General features: G+C 57.8%; 19 protein-coding genes. 5 read left to right on the forward strand and 14 right to left on the reverse strand.

Translation table 11 applies throughout. The features are described 5' to 3' along the window. The first annotated feature begins 409 nt into the window (after nucleotides 1-409). On the forward strand, nucleotides 410-742 hold the full coding sequence (locus tag F0155_RS05115) for an endonuclease domain-containing protein (protein WP_150523413.1): 333 nt from the start codon (nucleotides 410-412) through the stop codon (nucleotides 740-742). 235 nt (nucleotides 743-977) lie between these two features. Here the strand turns inward: F0155_RS05115 and F0155_RS05120 are convergent, their stop codons facing one another. The 11 genes from F0155_RS05120 to F0155_RS05170 form a co-directional block, all read right to left on the reverse strand. Further along, nucleotides 978-2,255: an NAD(P)/FAD-dependent oxidoreductase gene (locus F0155_RS05120; RefSeq protein WP_150523414.1), complete on the reverse strand. Its 1,278-nt coding sequence runs from the start codon at nucleotides 2,253-2,255 to the stop codon at nucleotides 978-980. Between the two features lie 52 nt (nucleotides 2,256-2,307). Beyond that, entirely contained in the window at nucleotides 2,308-3,087 is a 780-nt protein-coding gene (locus tag F0155_RS05125; RefSeq protein WP_150523415.1) for a c-type cytochrome, read from the reverse strand. 155 nt (nucleotides 3,088-3,242) lie between these two features. Further along, nucleotides 3,243-4,349, reverse strand: coding sequence for a c-type cytochrome (locus tag F0155_RS05130; RefSeq protein ID WP_150523416.1), 1,107 nt, complete (start codon nucleotides 4,347-4,349; stop codon nucleotides 3,243-3,245). Then, nucleotides 4,333-5,616, reverse strand: coding sequence for a sulfite dehydrogenase (gene soxC / locus F0155_RS05135; RefSeq protein WP_150523417.1), 1,284 nt, complete (start codon nucleotides 5,614-5,616; stop codon nucleotides 4,333-4,335). Before soxC ends, F0155_RS05130 begins: the two co-directional genes overlap by 17 nt. 26 nt (nucleotides 5,617-5,642) lie before the next feature. After that, a complete protein-coding gene (gene soxB / locus F0155_RS05140) occupies nucleotides 5,643-7,340 on the reverse strand; it encodes a thiosulfohydrolase SoxB (protein ID WP_150523418.1) in 1,698 nt (565 codons plus the stop codon). 198 nt (nucleotides 7,341-7,538) lie between these two features. Next, nucleotides 7,539-8,393 (reverse strand): sulfur oxidation c-type cytochrome SoxA, encoded by an 855-nt coding sequence (gene soxA / locus F0155_RS05145; RefSeq protein WP_150523602.1) that lies wholly within the window; start codon nucleotides 8,391-8,393, stop codon nucleotides 7,539-7,541. A 63-nt stretch (nucleotides 8,394-8,456) separates the two neighbouring features. Continuing rightward, nucleotides 8,457-8,783 carry a thiosulfate oxidation carrier complex protein SoxZ gene (gene soxZ / locus F0155_RS05150; protein WP_150523419.1) on the reverse strand — a complete coding sequence of 109 codons (327 nt, stop codon included), beginning with the start codon at nucleotides 8,781-8,783 and terminating at the stop codon, nucleotides 8,457-8,459. A 32-nt stretch (nucleotides 8,784-8,815) separates the two neighbouring features. Further along, nucleotides 8,816-9,265: a thiosulfate oxidation carrier protein SoxY gene (gene soxY, locus F0155_RS05155; RefSeq protein ID WP_150523420.1), complete on the reverse strand. Its 450-nt coding sequence runs from the start codon at nucleotides 9,263-9,265 to the stop codon at nucleotides 8,816-8,818. An 18-nt stretch (nucleotides 9,266-9,283) separates the two neighbouring features. Next, complete coding sequence (gene soxX / locus F0155_RS05160; RefSeq protein ID WP_150523421.1) at nucleotides 9,284-9,748, reverse strand: sulfur oxidation c-type cytochrome SoxX; 465 nt, start codon at nucleotides 9,746-9,748, stop codon at nucleotides 9,284-9,286. A 150-nt stretch (nucleotides 9,749-9,898) separates the two neighbouring features. Further along, nucleotides 9,899-10,486 (reverse strand): thioredoxin family protein, encoded by a 588-nt coding sequence (locus F0155_RS05165; protein ID WP_150523422.1) that lies wholly within the window; start codon nucleotides 10,484-10,486, stop codon nucleotides 9,899-9,901. A 21-nt stretch (nucleotides 10,487-10,507) separates the two neighbouring features. Beyond that, on the reverse strand, nucleotides 10,508-11,242 hold the full coding sequence (locus tag F0155_RS05170; RefSeq protein ID WP_150523423.1) for a cytochrome c biogenesis CcdA family protein: 735 nt from the start codon (nucleotides 11,240-11,242) through the stop codon (nucleotides 10,508-10,510). Nucleotides 11,243-11,347: 105 nt separating this feature from the next. On the opposite strand from F0155_RS05170, the gene F0155_RS05175 reads away from it, so the two are divergent. The 3 genes from F0155_RS05175 (at nucleotide 11,348) to F0155_RS05185 (ending at nucleotide 13,427) form a co-directional block, all read left to right on the forward strand. Beyond that, nucleotides 11,348-11,740: a transcriptional regulator gene (locus F0155_RS05175; protein WP_150523424.1), complete on the forward strand. Its 393-nt coding sequence runs from the start codon at nucleotides 11,348-11,350 to the stop codon at nucleotides 11,738-11,740. Between the two features lie 80 nt (nucleotides 11,741-11,820). Further along, on the forward strand, nucleotides 11,821-12,171 hold the full coding sequence (locus F0155_RS05180) for an ArsR/SmtB family transcription factor (protein WP_150523425.1): 351 nt from the start codon (nucleotides 11,821-11,823) through the stop codon (nucleotides 12,169-12,171). 152 nt (nucleotides 12,172-12,323) lie between these two features. Then, a complete protein-coding gene (locus F0155_RS05185) occupies nucleotides 12,324-13,427 on the forward strand; it encodes a YeeE/YedE family protein (RefSeq protein ID WP_150523426.1) in 1,104 nt (367 codons plus the stop codon). A 44-nt stretch (nucleotides 13,428-13,471) separates the two neighbouring features. Here the strand turns inward: F0155_RS05185 and F0155_RS05190 are convergent, their stop codons facing one another. Then, nucleotides 13,472-14,425, reverse strand: coding sequence for an MBL fold metallo-hydrolase (locus F0155_RS05190; RefSeq protein ID WP_150523427.1), 954 nt, complete (start codon nucleotides 14,423-14,425; stop codon nucleotides 13,472-13,474). A 124-nt stretch (nucleotides 14,426-14,549) separates the two neighbouring features. On the opposite strand from F0155_RS05190, the gene F0155_RS05195 reads away from it, so the two are divergent. Continuing rightward, nucleotides 14,550-15,659, forward strand: a complete 1,110-nt coding sequence (locus F0155_RS05195; RefSeq protein WP_150523603.1) for a YeeE/YedE family protein — start codon at nucleotides 14,550-14,552, stop codon at nucleotides 15,657-15,659. Nucleotides 15,660-15,711: 52 nt separating this feature from the next. Here F0155_RS05195 and bamE read toward each other — a convergent pair whose 3' ends face one another. Both bamE and F0155_RS05205 read right to left on the reverse strand, forming a co-directional pair. Beyond that, a complete protein-coding gene (gene bamE / locus F0155_RS05200) occupies nucleotides 15,712-16,092 on the reverse strand; it encodes an outer membrane protein assembly factor BamE domain-containing protein (protein WP_150523428.1) in 381 nt (126 codons plus the stop codon). Nucleotides 16,093-16,340: 248 nt separating this feature from the next. Further along, on the reverse strand, nucleotides 16,341-16,814 hold the full coding sequence (locus tag F0155_RS05205) for an Lrp/AsnC family transcriptional regulator (protein ID WP_150523429.1): 474 nt from the start codon (nucleotides 16,812-16,814) through the stop codon (nucleotides 16,341-16,343). Between the last annotated feature and the right edge of the window lie 80 nt (nucleotides 16,815-16,894).

Raw genomic sequence — 16,894 nt, forward strand, 5'->3', positions numbered from 1 at the left:
TCCCTAACCCTCTCCCAACGGGAGAGGGGACTGGATCGAGCACGTGGCCTGATTTTGAGTGAACAGCCCCTGTTCGAGATGGGAAAGCAATTCGAATGTAGCAAGGCCGGAGAGGCCTTTCAGCTATTCCTCTTCATTTCGGCAATAAGAACAGACTCCCGCTCATTATGCGTTTTGGTGTTGCCCATGCGGGGCATGGTTCTGAAAACCTGCCCCATCTGGAGAAATTGGTGCGCGAGGAGAGCTGAATAGAATTTGCCGCGAGATCACGAATTGATGGTCTTCTGAATTTTTCACGCTATCGCCCCCCACTTTCTCCGATAGCATTCCATGGAGGGTCAAATGTAGAGGCGGAGGTCACCTCTCCCATGGGGAGAGGTCGGCGCAAGGCGCCGGGTGAGGGGATGGGATGTCTGTAGCCCGTGCACGTGCTCTTAGGCGACGTCAAACGGAAGCCGAACGTCTGCTCTGGTCTCGTCTGAGAAACCGTCGCCTGAATGGTTGGAAGTTTCGTCGCCAACATCCAATCGATCGGTTTGTAGTCGATTTTGTTTCCTTGGACGCTAAGTTGATCGTGGAACTTGATGGATCAGGGCACGGCATGCGCGAGGCATCTGACCAGCACCGGACACTCATTCTGGAAAGTCTCGGCTTCAGGGTTCAGCGATATTGCAATGTCGAAGTGCAGGCATCCATTGAGACTGTGTTGGAGGATATCCTGACTCGACTTGAAAAAATCTGAGAACCGGAAAACAAAAAACGCCCGGTCGGAACCGGGCGTAAGGTTGATGACAAACCCATGCCCCTCTGCCGTCATCCTCGGCCTTGTGCCGAGGATCTAATGAATTCAAGGCCTTGTAGATGCACGGGACAGGCCCGAGCATGACGAAAGAAAAAGCGCCAAGCCTTGTCAGCAAACAAAAACGCCCGGTTGGAACCGGGCGTTGATGCGTTGTTTCAAGAGCAGGTCGCGAGGATCACGATCCGAAGATATCGGCGGTGATGCCGTTGTACCAGCCGACGGATTCTTCGTAGGTCTGCTGGCGCAGGGCTGCGTCTTCGCCGGTCTGGCTGATGAAGGTGGACGTTGAGGCGATCTTTTCTTCGGTCGGGGCGTATTGTGCGCCAACCTTCACGCCGTCATTGGTCTCGATAAGGCTCCAGCAGGTGTTGGAGTATTTCGCCGGGAAGACGCGGGATCCGGTGAGGTCACCACGAATTGCCATGGCGGCAACCTTGGCCTGACTGTTGGCCGAGAAGCCGGACTTCGGCATGTCGCCCGCGATACAGGCGTCACCGATGACGAAGACGGTGTCGTCGGCCTTGGAACGCATGGAGGCCGGGTCGATCGGGCAGAAGCCGGTTTCGTTGGTCAGGCCGGCCTTTTCGGCGATCATGCCTGCCTTTTGTGCCGGAATGACGTTCACGAGGTCGCCCTTGAACGTGTCCAGATCGGTTTCGACTTCGCCGGTTGCCGGATCGACTTTCACCAGACCGCCATGGACGTCCGGGCCGTACCACTCGACCATGCCCGGATAGTATTTCGCCCAACCTTCCTGGAAGAGAGCCTGCTTGGAGAACTTCTCCTTCGGGTCGATGATGATGATCTTGCTGTCGGTGAAGCCCTTTTCCTTGAAGACATGCGCGAACATGGAGACGCGCTCGTAAGGTCCAGGAGGGCAGCGATACGGGTTCGGCGGTGCGACCATAACGACGTTCTGGCCGTTTTCCAGCGCATCCAGCTTGGCCTTGAGCAGCTGTGTCTGCGCGCCCGCTTTCCAGGAGTGGGGCATGATCTCGGCAGCTTCTGCGGAATAGCCCGGAACGCTGTCATAGATCAGATCGATGCCCGGAGACACGATCAGGCGATCATAAGGCACCTTGGAGCCGTCGGCCATCACGACAACCTTGGCATCGCGATCCACCATCATGGCCATGCCGTTGATGACGGTGATGCCATAGTTCGAGGCCAGCTTGTCATAGCTGTGCGTGATGGATTCAAATGTGCGGTAGCCGCCCAGATAAAGGTTCGAAAAGAAGCAGGTCGTGTAAGTCGGGTTGGCTTCGATCAGCGTGACATCAATGTCGCCGCCGCTGTCCTTGGCAATATAACGAGCTGCGGTCGCACCACCGGCACCGCCGCCGATCACCACGGCGCGGGGCTTGCCTTGTGCACGAGCATAGAACGGCATTGCGAGTGAGGCGACACCTGCGCCTGCCAGCAAACCGAAACTGCGACGGGTCAAGTTTGGCATTATTTGCTTCCTTCCTTCTAAAACCTTGGCTGCGTTTTTCTCTCCTTACCCGTTACTTGGGATCAAGGGAACCGAAATAGGCAGCCAGAGCGGCGATCTCCTCGTTTCCGAGGTTGAGGGTCATGTTCTGCATGACCTGATTGGTCCGTATGTTGGATTTGTATTCGAACAGGGCACGGATGAAGGCCTCGTTCGGCCAGCCGACAATCGACGGAATGCCGTCCGCATGGCCTGACAACTGATGACAGGTCACACATTCCGATGACAGGTATTCCCCATATTCCGCATCGCCCTCGATCTGCATGGCCGCCGAGCCAATTTCCGCTCGGGCGGGAGCTGCAGCGGTCGGGTCGACAGAGGGGGCGGCGACGGATTGCGCCTTGAGGTAGGCAATTATCGCGGTCCGGTCTTCCGGCTTCTTCATGCCGAGATAGGACATGCGTGTGCCGGGTACGAAGGCGCGGGGCTTGGCGAGATATTGATCCAGACTTGCCTCATCCCAGACAAGCCCGTCTTCTCCCTTTGCCTTCATGGCGTTGGAATACTTGAAGCCGTCGATTGATCCGGCCACACGCCCGAACAGGCCATCAAGATGCGGTCCAACACCATTACGGGCGCCTTCGCCTATCTGGTGGCAGGCCTTGCAGGCCTTGTAGAGCTTTTCGCCTTGCTGGATATCACCCGCGAAGGTGGAGCCGGAAGTGAGGGCGCCAATTGCAGTCAGTCCGGCAAAGATCAACGCGCGTGTTGTTTGCGGGAATGAAGAGCGCACACGGTTGGAGGAAGGGACGCGCGGCCGCCAGATTGCCTGAGTATAAATCTGAAGGCGCATTCCATCGTTCTCCCGTGGTCTGGCTCGGCTAGAGCATCGGGCGTTTTGTTGGAAGCGCCCGATGCTGATCTAAGGACGAAGGCTGAGGGTGTATCGCCGCTGGCCACACGTGTAAATACGGATAGATTTGCTAAGGTGTGGATGCCGAGGCGCGTCTAGTCGACCGCGCCAACACCTGCATCGTCATCGCCGCCATCTTCCGGGGTCACATCCAGAACCCGCGCACGCATGGTGATTTTCACCTCATCTGCCTTGCAGTTTGTCATGCAGGGCTCGGACTTCGATGCGTAGTGAGGTTCCTCGGAGCGGTCATCCATGAAGAAGTTTTCCTCATTGGGAAGACGAACTTCAAGGAAGTTCTCCTTGGACAGCACGAACTCCTCATCCGTCACCACGTCATTGAGATAGAGGAGATAGGCGGTCAGCGCGTAAACATCATCATCGGACATGGAGCGGGCATTGCCGAAGGGCATTGCGCGGCGAACATAGTCGTATACCGTGGAGAGATACGGCCAATAGGACCCAATCGTCTTTTCCGGGCGGTCGTCCTTCAGCGAGTCGTGCCCACCTGCCAGAACCGGCCAGCGTCCGACGCCCTCGCCAAAGTCTCCATGACAAACCGCGCAGTTGTCGGCAAACAGCACTTCGCCATCGGCAACGCTGCCCGATCCTTCCGGAAGACCCTGACCGTCCGGACGAACGTCAATGTCCCAGGCGGCGATTTCATCCTGCGTGGCAACGCGGCCAAGCTTGAAGATGCCGCTTTCGCGCAGTGAGGAAGAGGAGGCCGCATCAGGTGTTGCTGCAGCCTCGGCAGTCTGCGCCGGTGCCGGCTCCGCAGGAGCCTGCGAACTGTCAGCGGGAGCAGAGGAAGAGAAGGTCGCCAGATACGCGATTACATTCTCCAGATCCTCATCCTTCTTGAGGCCTGCAAAGGCCATTTTTGTGCCTTTGACCACATCTTTCGGCTTGATCAGGAAGGCAGTCATGGTGGCTTCATCCCAGACCATGCCGCCTTCGCCAGCCTCGATCATGCCTTTGGAATACTTGAAACCATCCACTGTCCCGGCGGTACGCCCAATGACGTCGTTCAGCTGCGGCCCGGCCTTGTTCGTCGCGCCGTCTCCGACGGCGTGGCAGGCCTTGCATTTCTTGAAGACCTTTTCGCCGGCATCTGCATCGCCGGCCTGAGCTGCACCGACCATCAGGCCTGTGGTGAAAACGGCGGCAGAAAGGGCGAGAGACTTAACCAACTTCGACATTTTCAACCGCCCCGTTCTTTTGGACATACCAAGTCTGGATGCCGTTGTTGTGGTAGATCGAATTCTCCCCGCGAGCGGCGCGAAGTTCATTCTTGGTTGGCTGATAGAAACCGTGTTCGTCCATCGCACGTGACTGGAGCAGCATTTCAGAACCGTCCCAGTCGATGTCGAGATAGAACCGGTGCAGGGACTTGGAGAGGCTCGGGCCGTCGAGGCGGGCCGTCTTCCAGTTCCTCCCGCCATCCAGAGAAACGTCCACACGGGTGATGCGGCCATTGCCGGACCACGCGAGACCGGAAATCACCATCGGGCCCTCGCCGTGAGAAATCGGCATTTGCGGGCTGGGGGAAGTGATGACGGACTTCGGATCCATGACCCAAGTAAAGCGCCTAGCCTTGCCGTTTGCCAGAAGGTCCGTGTATTTCGAGGTTTCCTCGCGGTGATGCCACGGCTCGTCGCCCACTTCGAGACGGCGCAGCCACTTGACCCACATGTTGCCTTCCCAGCCGGGGACGGCGAGGCGAAGCGGGTAGCCCTGTTCGGGGCGCAGCGCTTCGCCGTTCATTTTCCACGCGACCAGACAGTCATCCAGCGCCTTTTCCATCGGGATGGATCGGGTCATGGCCGAGGCATCCGCCCCTTCAGGCATGACCCACTTGCCGTTGGTCTTGACGCCAGCTTCTTCCAGCAATGTCTTCAGCTTGACGCCGGTATACATGACGTTGTGGACCATGCCGTGGGTGAACTGGCAGCCATTGAGCTGGGACCCACGCCACTCCATGCCACCATTGGCCGCGCATTCAAGGAAATAGACATGGTTCTCACGCGGGAAGCGCTTGAGATCCTCCATGGTGAAGACGAGGGGTGTGTCCACTAGACCATTGATCATCAGCCGATGATCCTGCGGACGGATCTGGGCAACGCCGCCATGGTGGCGTTCAAAGCACAGCCCGTTCGGGGTGATGATCCCGTCCAGTTCGTGCAAGGGCGTGAAGTTGATGGACGATACGGCATCAGCTGTCAGCCACGGAACGTTGCGGCGAACAACATCCGCCTCGAATTCCGACGGCAGGCCATAGGGAGCTGCATCAACGCCGTCACCAAGATACCGGTTCCAGTCCTGAATCTCGGTGATCAGCGGGTCGCCTTCTGCACGGGCTCCCGACGCAGCAACACCGGCAACAGCAGCCCCACCTGTGGCAAGACCGGCCTTGAGAAGCGACCGCCGGGAGAGGGAGGGAGATCCCTTGTCCTTTGTCTCAGTCATGAATGTGTCCTCAGGTCTTCTTAAATTCAGATGCCGACCACCTTCACGGACTGATTGTCCGGAAGCTTTACAGTCGGGTTCTTGGTGATATGGCTTTCGACGACGTCCCAGATGGCCGGGCCTTCCGTGCCCTCGTTGACCGAGGCCCAGCCTGCAACGACATAGTCCTTTGCCGGGTCAATGGCTTCGCCGGTTGCAAGCAGCGTCATGTCGGTGATGCGCTCGCCAATGTCCTTGTTGGGCGCGATCGTGTAGCCCATGCCACCGACGCGAACCATGTCGCCGCCCTGCTGGTAATAGGGGTCCTTGTTGAAGAGGTTGTCGCCAACGTCTTCCAGGATGTCCTTGAGCATCTGGCCGGTCATGGTCGAGCGATAGGCCGCCGGATAGGTCATGGCGCAGGCATTGTGCAGGTCTTCGAAGGTGATGTCCTGACCGGGCAGGAGCGAGGTGCCCCATCTGAAGCCCGGTGACAGGGCAATCTGCGCGTCCCGCTCTTCCAGAAGCGCCTGACAGATCAGGTCATCGAAGGTACCGTTGAAGTTGCCACGCCGATAAAGCAGGCTTTCCGTCGTGCCCAGCTTGCGGCCAAGTTCCGCCTCATAGGGCGCGCGGACTTCATCAATCAGTGCCGCCATCTCCGGATCGGGCGTGATCACGTCGGAGAATATCGGGATAAGGCGATAGCCGTAACCGGCAATCTTTCCATCCTGCACATCCAGATCGACACGCGAGACGAACTTGCCGTTCGAACCGGAAGCGATCACCAGCGTGTTGTTGATGATCACCGGCTCGGGCAGGGCGTCATGCGTGTGCCCGGTCAGGATCACATCGATCCCGTCCACCCGGGAGGCGAGCTTGCGATCCACGTCGAAACCATTGTGGGAGAGGAGGACCACAACATCCGCGCCTTCCGAGCGCGCGTCCTCGACATGGGTCGCAATGTCTTCCTCGCGAATGCCAAAGGACCAGCCGGGGATCATCCAGCGCGGATTGGCAATCGGAGTATAGGGGAAAGCCTGTCCGATGACGGCGACCTTGGAGCCACCGCGTTCAAACATCTTCCAGGGTTCGAAAGCGGGCTCGTCCCACTCGCTGTCATAAATGTTGGAGCCGAGGAACGAGAAGGGCAAGGACTCGATCACCTCCTTGACCCGGTCCTCGCCATAGGTGAACTCCCAGTGCCCGGTCATCGCATCGGGGTTGAGGGCGTTCATCACCGTGATCATGTCCTGACCTTCAGTGATATTCGAGGTGTAGCTGCCCTGCCACGTATCTCCGCCGTCCAGCAGCAGCACGTTCTCTTCGCCGCGTTCGGCGCGAATACGCTTGATCACGGTCGCCACCCGGTCCAGGCCGCCAAATCGGCCATAGGACTTCGCCAGATTGACGAAGTCGTCCGAGGTGAGGGCATAGGCGTCTGGCGAGCCGGGCTGGATGTTGTAGAGCTTGAGGAAGTCGGCCCCAGTCACGTGAGGCGGTTTGCCTTCAACATCTCCTATGCCGAGATTGATCGAGGGCTCGCGGAAATAGATCGGCTTGAGCTGCGCGTGAATGTCCGTGATGTGGACAAGCGTGAGGTTGCCCTTCGGCTGCATGCCGAGCAGAAGGTCCTCGGTCAATCCCTGCTGGGCAAGAAGCCGGGACCAGTTTCCGGCCATGCCGGACCCTAAAAGCGCGCTGGTCGCCGTAGCAGCCATCAGGAATTCGCGTCTTGAAAACATTCAAGCCTCCGGTCAATCGGCGTGCCTTCAGACGACATGGGAGGTCAGGCACAACTCACCCTTTGACGCTGAAGCATTCTCCGCGCCCGGATCAAGATACCGATAAAAATTCAATTACTTGGTGGGCAATCTTGCCCGGTTTTATGGTGCGGCGGACATGCCGCCGCACCGATACCGGCCCATGGGCCGATAAGCTGATTACTGGCGCACTGCCGGTGTTTCCACCGCAAGGCCGGTACCGCGCCAGGTCACGTAGACTTCCAGAGCCATCAGCTCGTCAGAGAAGGCTGCCGGGAATTCTGCGCGAGTGTCACGAATGCAGCCGCGGAAGCGGTTATGCAGCGACACCATTTCACTCTGCTTCAGACGGTAGGTCGGGAAACCGTTGACGTTGCCCTGGCTGAGATGGTCTGCGCGAATGTAGTTGCCATTGTTTTCTTCATGGCAATTGGCGCAGGACAGGTTCAGCTGACCGGTCCGTGTGTAATAGAGGTCCTTGCCGTTATCCCACCAGGACTGCATTTCCCCCTGACTGAGATCAATGCCAACCGGCATGCCTTGCGACTGGTGCCGGATGTAGGTTGTCAGGGCCTTCTGATCAGCAGCATCGAACTTGTAAGGCTCTGCCTGCATGTTGTTTTTGCGGCAGGCATCGATCTGAAGTTCGATATTGACCGGTCGATTGGAGGCCGCATCCCACTTCGGATAGGCAGCACCCACGCCTTTCATGCTTTCAGATGCATCTCCGTGACAGTCCGCACAGGACTTGCCCGCAGCCCCGTCGGCCGTGTTCCAGATTTCCTCGCCGCGCTCTACATAGAGCATGCCGGGGTTTTGGAAGCTGTCAGCCTGCAAGGCGCGTGTTTCATCCGTCCGGTAATGCCATCCCGAAATGAGTTCATCAAAAGGATGGCCTTCCGGGGCGGCGGTACGTGTCGTGATTTCAGTTTCACCATCGATGATCAGCGCCTCATCGACGGGTCCTCCCGCAAGGACGGCTGTTGCGGCTGTTGCTGCAAGCAGACCGGACATAACGGCTGTCAGTGTTCTCATCTTGATCAAATCGTCTCCTCCCGATTTGAGAAAATGGCGGGCGCAAGACCCGCCAACTGGCCGTTAGCTGACCGCGATTTCGTTTTCGGTCTCGTAGACCGACCCGTCATCGTCCACCCAGGTGAACTTGAAGGTTCCGGACTCTTCGACCTTTGCGGAAAACTCCATGTAGGGGTTCGCCGAAACGGCTGGGTCCATGTCACATGAGAAGACGGTCTGACCGTTGAACTCGCATGTGAACTTGTTGATGATCTGGCGCGGAATGAGGTTGCCCTCTTTGTCCTTGCGCTGCCCGGATTCCATCGGGTGGCTGATCAGCGTCTTGATGGTGATGACTTCACCCTTGGACGCCTTTTTGGGGACTTTTACGCGCGGTTTTGGAGCTGCCATGATTGCGTTTCCTTCTTGTCCGGTCTCGTCTCTTAGCCGCCGCAGCCGCCAATGGTGACCTTGACTTCCTTGGTGTCCATATAGGTTGAACCGTCGCTCATTTTGGCGACAGCGATGACGTTTTGCGTCTTGGCAAGACGAATGCGCGTCTTGGCCTCAGCGGACCCGCTCATGGTGCTGAAGTTGAATGTGGCAACTGCCGGATTCGGATTGCCGTCCGCCAGGATCATGACGGCAACAACGTAGTTGTCGGCGGTCATGGGGCTGTCGACCGATACGCCGACTGGAACAGTGTTGCCGTTTTCGGCGATTTCAGGCGTATCCAGGCTCACCTTGCCGCTTCCCGGCATGGCACCACCTGTAAATGCCTTGATGGCGGCCTCGGTCGCATCGCTGGCGGCAAGGCCAGCCTTGGTGCCGAAGGCCAGGAAAGCTGCTGCGCCTGCGGAGAGGCCGAGCGCTTGGCGTCTTGTGAGGGTCATCCCTAACTCCTTTGGGCCTTAGTTGTCTTTCAAAGTCATCAGATAGGCGACAACGTCTTCCACTTCCTCAGCAGTCAGGATCGTCGTGCCCTTGAAGTCCTCGGCGACATTGATGCCAACGTTCAGGCTGTAAAAGCCCGGCATCACCGTCTGCTCACCAAAAACCTGCTTGCTGTCAATCACGATTGCGCGCAGCTGGGCTTCGTTCCAACGGTCAGCTGCACCATCCAGAGACGGGCCGACTTCACCGTGGAAAAGCTGTTCCTTCAGGTCGCTGTTGGCGTGGCAGGCGAGGCAGTTGCCTTTCTTGCGATCAGCAAAAGCATCGCGACCATCTGTGGCGTTTCCCGCGCTTCCGGTGATGGAGGCATTGACCTCCATGTCGACGATTTCGACAGCGTCAGGGGCAATGGTTTCCGCAAGGGCGGTGCCTCCCAGCGCCATCGTCGCGACGGCGAGCGAATAGATCAGGCTCTTGGTCATTGTGTCGGTTTTCCTCCTCAAAACGGACGTTCCTCCGTTCCAATGCCGGTTTTTCGTCTCCGGCACTCTCCTCATATAGAAAGATATGAAATTTTGAATGTGTTGTCGAGGTCCTTTCTCCGGCTCAGTCGAAAGACGTAGCAATTACGCTCACTCAGATGCCAGTTTCCCCTCTTCGCGCAGCTGGTTGATGATGCGGGCATGATACTTCTGGAAGTGCTCGTCGCCCTCGTAGCCTTTCTCCTGCACCCACTTGAACATGTTGAGGAATGTCCATTTTCCGAAAGAACCGGGCATGGTGGCGACGGCGGCCTGAGCAACCGTCTGGCCTTCAGGAATCTCATCCGGCAGGAAGACAATCGTCGGCGTGAAAACGAAGCCCCATTTGCGGGCAGCGGTTTTCTCCGTCAGCTCCTCGCCGTCCAGATCGATCACTTCCTCGTCGCCGAACATGTTGTACTGGACCACCATGAAATTCGCCTTGATGTAGTCGGCGACTTCCGGATCAGACAGCACGGTTTCGTGCATCTTGGCGCAGTAAATGCAGCCGCGCTGTTCAAAGACGAGCGCGAGGCGCTTTCCGTTTTCTGATGCGGTTGCAATATCTTCTGCGATGTCCTTGAAAGTGATCGTGAACCAGTCCTGCTTGTGCAGACCGTCTTCGCCGACGGTGGCTGCAAGGGCGGGAGCGGTCCCGACAAATACAACGAGGGCAATCCGGGCAAGCGTCTTCAACATGATTCTCTTCCTTCCGGCGGCCTAGCCGACCTGACTGAACACGGGGAATGTATCGAGAAGCCAATAGGCAATGGCGGACATCTGTCCGGTGATGAAAAGGATGCCGGTGAGGATCAGAAACCCGCCCATAACCTTTTCCACCGTTCCCATATGCTTGCGGAACGAGCCGGCCCATTTGAGAAACCGACCGGCAAAGGCCCCGGCAAGGATGAAGGGAATGCCGAGCCCGAGTGCATAAACGAAGAGGAGGCCTGCGCCGTTCCAGATCGTGTCGGAGGATCCGGCGACAAACAGGATGGCTGCCAGCACTGGCCCGACACAGGGTGTCCAGCCGAAGGCAAAGGCAAGGCCCATGACAAAGGCGCCGACCAATCCGGCAGGCTTGCTGTCCACTTGCACACGCGCTTCGCGATAGAGCAGGCCGATTCGAAAGATGCCGAGGAAATGCAGGCCCATTGCGATGATCAGCACGCCTGCGATGATAGAAAGCGTGTCAAAATGTTGGGCAATCGACTTCCCGACAATGCTTGCAGTTGCGCCGAGCGCTACGAAGACAACGGCAAATCCGAAGACAAAGGCGATGGAGGATAGCAGAACCCTGCGGCTGGTTGCCTTGGTCGCGGTCTCACCCTTGAGTTCCTCGACGCTGACACCTGCCAGATAACACAGATAGGGTGGGACGATTGGCAGCACACAGGGGGAAACGAAGGACAGCAGTCCTGCAACGAACGCAGCCCAAATGGAAACATCCAGCATTTCGTTCCTCCCAGAACGCCCCACACGAAGGTGTGTCTTTATAAATATTCAAAAACTGCTATATATTGCAATCAAAGAGTTTGAAATGCTCGAAGGGGCGTGGAAATGCGCAGGATATCAAGGCTGAGGCATTGGCGGGTTTGGGCGTTCGCCCTGCTTTCAATTCTGTTTGTGCCGTCGGTGCAAGCCGCCGAACTGCTCATGCTGGAACAGCCGGGCTGCCATTGGTGCGAGCGCTGGAACAGTGAAATCGGCGTCGCCTATCCCAAGACGGAGGAGGGGAAGCTGGCCCCGTTGCGCAGGGTAGATATCAGCAAAGGCTGGCCCGAAGACCTTGCAGCTGTCCGCCCTGAGCGCATGACGCCAACTTTCATCCTTGTCGACAACGGGCGGGAAGTTGAGCGCCTCAGGGGCTATCCGGGGGAGCATTTCTTTTGGCCGCTGCTGGCGGACATGTTGGCAAAGCTTCCACCAAAAGCGCCGGGAGCAGGTGGCTGAGGGACAAGCTGTTCCTGTAGTTTCGAAAATGTTATAGTTCCGCTTGCGGACGCTTCCAGGGGAATACACCGGTAGATCTCATGAACTTGCCAGTGCTGAATAAGGACATTGATCAGGACGAGTTTGATGCACTCGTCGAACAGGCCCGAAAGGCCAGTGACCTGTTGAAGGCGCTGTCCCACGAGGTTCGCCTGCTGATCCTCTGTCTGTTGTCGGAGGGCGAAAAGTCTGTGTCCGAACTGGAGGAAGTCCTGTCCATGCCGCAGGCCGCCGTGTCGCAGCAGCTCGCGCGGCTTCGGCTTGAGGGTCTGGTGCGCTCGCGCCGGGAAGGGCGGATGATCTACTACAGCCTGGAGAACAAGGAAGTCAGTTCCATTGTCGCCACGCTTTATGACCTTTTCTGCAAGGATGTTCGGCAGGCCGCAGAATAGCGCCGTGCCTCGCATGAAGGCTCACGGGCTGATTGCGCTGCAGCATTGAGTTCGTTTGCCGGGCCTTGATGCGCTTGCTAGACTCCCTTGCGGAATTTACCCCTGTCAATGCGTGCGGCAGGGCGATGTGTTCGGGAGGTCGCGCGACTGTAATGGACTGGATCAATCCACTTTATGTCTTGCCGCTCGCCGGGATTCTCGCTGGTCTGGTGATCGGTTATCTTGCGCGGTCCAACCATTTTTGCACGCTGTCAGCTTTGGAACGGCATTGGTATGCCGGTGACAGCTCGGGGCTTCGAACCTGGGCGCTGGCTGCGTTCACAGCCCTTGCAGCTACGCAGGTGCTGGTGCATCTCGGTTTTGCGAACACCACCGCGTCCTTCTACCTCTCTCCGTCATTTCCGTGGACCGGCGCGATCCTTGGCGGGATCATGTTCGGTTTTGGCATGGCGCTGGTTGGCACATGCGGCTTCGGCGCTGTTATCCGTCTTGGAGGCGGAAGCCTCAGGGCGCTTGTTGTTCTGACCGTCATTGGTCTGGCGGCATTGGCGACACAGCGCGGCATTCTTGGGGTCATACGCGTGCCTTTGGTCGATGATCTTGCAATGGACCTCAGCTTCGCAAGGGACCAGTCGATGGGCAGTCTCGTTTCTGCGGCTGTCGGCGCCTCCGTTTCCTGGCTTGTTGCCGGTGTCATCGCCGCTGTCGGCTTTGGTTGGATTTTCTCCTCAGCCTCGTTTCGCGCCGATAGAGCACGGATTGCGACCGGAGTTGTCATCGGGCTCGCGATTACATTTGGCTGGGTGGCAACAACATGGGCCTCTCGCGCCGCGATGGATCCGGTTCAGATCGAGGCCGGGTCGTTCGTCGTCCCGGTCGGCGACGCCATTCTGCAGCTGATCACCTATACGGGCGTCCTGCCGGATTACGGCGTCGGCTTGATTGCCGGCGTTCTGCTTGGCGCGGTTGCCGCCGCTGTCAGAAAACGAGATATCCGCTGGGAAGCTTGCGACGATGCCCGCGAGCTTGGGCGCCACATTCTCGGCGGAACGATGATGGGGGTCGGCGGTGTCATGGCCATGGGCTGTACGATCGGGCAGGGGATCAGTGGGTTCTCCACGATGGCCATCTCCGCTCCAATCGTGCTTCTTTCTATCGCCATGGGCGCACGCCTCGGGTTGGCATGGTTGCTTGAAGGGTCGCTGAAAGCCGCTTTTCAACTGAATGCCCCGGAAAACAGGTCGGCGGCCGAGTAGGTCCCGACCGCCGAAAAAAGTCTCACATGATTGCTGATATTCTATCAGCTGGCGACAAAGCGGTATGCGCCGTTATGGCGTTCTGCAATCCCGTGTCCGGGGTGGGGCAGGTGGTAGCCGATGATCCGCGAGCGATCCGTAGCGAGCCGGTCCAAAAGGGCCTTGCGCGTTTCAACGCCCTTGGCCTGATCCTGATCGGTGCCCGAAGCCCAATCGGGTTTTTCGAAGGATATGACCGCATTCGAAATGGCGTCACCAAGAACAAGCACGCTCTCTCCGCCGCCGTGGATCATGTAGGACATGTGGCCAGGTGTGTGGCCCGAAGTGTCCATGGCCTCCACGCCGGGCAGGACCTCCATTCCCGGTGTGATCATGGACACCTGCTCAGAAATGGCTTCAAACCGGCTTTGGGCCCCCACCACGAAGGCCTTGCGTTCGTCCGGCATGGTGTCCAGCGTGTCAGGCGCCATCCAATAGTCCCATTCGCCCTGTGGAACCCAGTATTGGGCTTCTGAAAACAGCGGGTCTTCGAATTCGTCCAGAACCCCCCAAAGGTGGTCAGGGTGAGCATGGGTAAAGATGATATCCGTGATCTCGGACGGGTCTACACCCGCAGCTTCAAGATTGGCCAGCAACTGGCCTGCAGAAGACTGGAAGTTGGCACCTGACCCAACATCGAAGAGTGCGAGATGATCTCCGGTTCGCAGCAAGGTCACATTGCAGTCGGGGCGCAGCATGTCGGTGGCAAGGCCGTGCGGTTCCAGAAGCGCCTTGATGTCCGCTTCGCTCTGGTTGGGCAGGATGAAATTCATCGGCAAGCTCAACGTGCCGTCGCTGAGAACGGTGATTTCCGCGTCACCCAATGCGAAGCTGGAGGAGGAAGCCCGCGCCGAGCGCGGCAGCGAAAGCCCGCCACCAAAAACCGTGGCTGCCGCAAGCCCGCTTGCCCCTTGCAGGAAGCGGCGCCTGTCGAGGAGCCCAGAAGCCGATTTCGTCATGTTGTCCTCCACACATTCAATTATTCATATTAATCCATGTTTCCTTGACTAGCGTCAATGCGAAACACTCGGAAAAGGAGCTGATTTTCCGCAGTCAGGCTGTCGTTTCAGGGAGCAGGGGATGTTGGATCTGGGGTTTCTTTTCGAACGCGTCTCGGAGGCGCAAATCCTTGCTATTGGCGGACTTTTTGTTGGCTTCATTTTCGGTGCTTGTGCGCAGCAAAGCCGCTTTTGCCTACGCGCCGCTGCCCTGGATTTCTCGCATGGCATTTTCGGCGTGCGCTTGTCCGTGTGGCTGTTGGCCTTTTCCTGTGCCGTATTGGTGACGCAGGTCCTCAGCCTGTCCGGAGCAGTTCTGGCGCATGAAGCCAGACAGCTGGCGTCTCCCCAAAGCCTGTCAGGTGCTGCGATCGGCGGATTGCTGTTCGGCGCGGGAATGGTGCTTGCACGCGGGTGTGCCAGTCGCCTTCTGGTTCTGTCAGCGACTGGAAATCTCAGGGCCTTGCTGTCCGGGCTTGTATTCGCTGTGATCGCTCAGGCGAGTTTGCGTGGCATCCTGAAACCCGCACGGGAATGGATCGCCGGTTGGTGGACCACGGCTGATATTGGTGGCAATGATCTGACGGCCCACCTGGCCATTTCCTATCCGGCCACAATCGTCTTCGCGCTTTTGTGGCTTTGCGCCGGTCTCTTCTTTGCATTCCGCGCCCGCACACCGATCTGGCAAGCCTTGACCGCGTGTGGGGCGGGTCTGGCGATCCCGCTAGCATGGTGGTTTACTTCCTCCATGGCGTCGCAAGCCTTCGAACCGGTTCAGGTCGAGGGGGTCACCTTCACGGGGCCCTCTGCCGACACATTGATGTTGTTCCTGTCGCCTCCGGGGTCGGCACTCGACTTTGATATCGGTCTCGTCCCCGGTGTATTCCTCGGCTCCTTCATCGCCGCGCTTTTGACACGGGAACTTGCCTTGCAAGGGTTTGAAGGCGGCAGGTCCATGGCGCGTTATCTGACAGGAGCCGCGCTGATGGGCTTTGGCGGCATGCTGGCAGGCGGATGCGCCGTGGGGGCGGGCGTGACCGGCGCGTCGGTATTTGCTTTGACCGCGTGGATCACGCTGACAGGTATCTGGCTTTCTGCCGCCATCACGGACCGGCTGGTCAATCGCAGTAAGCGCGAAGCATCCACAGCTACAGGATCTGCAGACACGTCTCCTGTGGCCAGCCTTTCCGGATGACAGCAAAAAGCCCCGGCAAATCAATGTCGGGGCTAGGCTGTGTGGCCGTATATCAGAACAGACCGGACTTCACCGAGACATCGGAATCCGTCATGGAGTAGCGCTTCACCACGTTGTTGCGGTCAAACAGCACGACGAGTTGCTTGCGCTTGCCGGAATAGGACGAACCGAAGCTGTTGACGATCGGCACGAAGTTGACCGCGTCGGCCTGGAGCTTGTCGAACTGGTAGGTCCAGATTTCATCGCCAGAATCCGTGAAGCTCGTTTCAAAGGGCGAGCCGAACATCTGCTGAACCTGTGAGCGGGTGGTCTTGCCCTCGGTCAGTTTGCCGGCAACCGACGTCTCGGTTTCCTCGCGAAGGCTCTCGTTTCCTTTCGAAGCGCAAGCTCCGACAGCTGCTGCAATGGCAATTGCCAAAATGATGTTTTTCAAATCCCCAGTCCCTTAATCGGTGGTCGACTTTGTCCAGTAAATGGGAGTGTCCGGATAGGGTGACTTACGTAGATATGGCAAGTGGGCTTGCAGGTTCTGTGGTTATGGAGGTCCTGAAATTTTACCATATGGGCAAAAAGGCAACACGCCGCTGCGTCATCTTGCAATTTATGCTTGATGTAATTGCGCAAACGCGAAGATTTGCGCGTCTAATGCATGCGTAATGTGCCCGGCATTCTCTATGCGACTCACCCCTCCGAAATGACGGGCAGGGGGCGAGCATCCGCAATCGCTTCCATGGTCATGTAGGATGTAACCGTGTCCAGATCGACCTTCTCGATAATGCGCTGATAGACGCGGTCGAAAGCATTCATGTCCTTCACCACCACCTTCAGCATGTAGTCGTAATCACCGGCGATCCGGTAAAAATCGATGACATTGGAAATGGCCAGCACTTCCCGCCGGAATTTCTCCAGCCACTCCTTTGAGTGATGGCGCGTGCGGACCATCATGAACACCGTCAGCGGTAACCCGAGTTCGACCGGATCAAGCCGGATCGTGTGCCCCTTGATCAGGCCAAGTTCGTCCAATGCCTTCAGTCGTCGCCAGCAGGCATTCTGGGACAGGCCGACCTTGTCTGCGAGATCCCGCTGCGACAGCCGCGAATCTTTTTGCAGGGCTGCGAGCAGGCGGCGGTCAATCTGATCTATATCTTTTCCCATATGAGATCATATGACACAAAAATTGAGCATTTGCGATGAAAGAAGGTGAGGAATACACCTTGAGGTCTATCATATAGTCT

The organism is Roseibium sediminis (genome assembly GCF_008711325.1).
Taxonomy (GTDB): domain Bacteria; phylum Pseudomonadota; class Alphaproteobacteria; order Rhizobiales; family Stappiaceae; genus Roseibium; species Roseibium sediminis.